Consider the following 722-nt stretch of genomic DNA (forward strand, 5'->3'; position numbering starts at 1 on the left):
GTGTCTGTCCGCGAGAAGCTATTTATTTGATTTAGTAAGAGAAAATCGCCTTTTAAGGGATGCTCTTTTTACGATTCCTGGTAAAGTTTTTTTAGTAAGTCGCTAAAATTACTTGATTAACTATTTCCGGAAATCGAAAAAGATGCGAAAAACTCACAATCAACAGCTACCTTTAGCAGAGGCTGCCCCTGACCACCCCAAGGCGAAAGAGTTGGAAAAGATCAGTGATATACTTGATGAAAACACTATCATATACGACCTGGTTCTACAAGATATTGGCTCATTAACGCAAAAGAGCGATGCTAAAAGTGGAGCCTGCGGTATGACTGCAGAGCAGGTGATACGCGCCGCATCCGTAAAACAAATAGAGGGCTGCAGTTATAGAGAATTGGAATTTCGCCTGGTTGATTCCAGGGCGTATGGCCTTTTCTGTAGAATCCCATTTGGGAAACATTTTAAAAAATCAACGCTGCAAAAAACAATCAAAGCTATATCCGAAGCCACATGGGAGGAGATCAACAGGGTGTTGATCGGCTATGCCCAGGATGCAGGTATTGAGAAAGGCCGCAAGGTGCGCGTAGACTGCACCGTTGTTGAAACCAATATTCATGCACCCTATGACTCTGAATTGCTTTTCGATTCTGTTCGTGTTCTGGCCAGACTTCTTGATGACGCGAAAACAAGGCTGCCAGGGATCATGTTTTCCTTCCATAACCATCGAC

At 43.5% G+C, this 722-nt stretch carries 1 protein-coding gene; it reads left to right on the forward strand.

Annotated elements, in window-relative coordinates; translation table 11 throughout:
- Positions 1–142: 142 nt before the first annotated feature.
- On the forward strand, positions 143–722 hold a 580-nt coding region (locus JWH17_RS23250), incomplete at its 3' end, for a transposase (protein WP_205225088.1).

The organism is Desulfogranum marinum, from assembly GCF_016918565.1.
Lineage (GTDB): Bacteria > Desulfobacterota > Desulfobulbia > Desulfobulbales > Desulfobulbaceae > Desulfogranum > Desulfogranum marinum.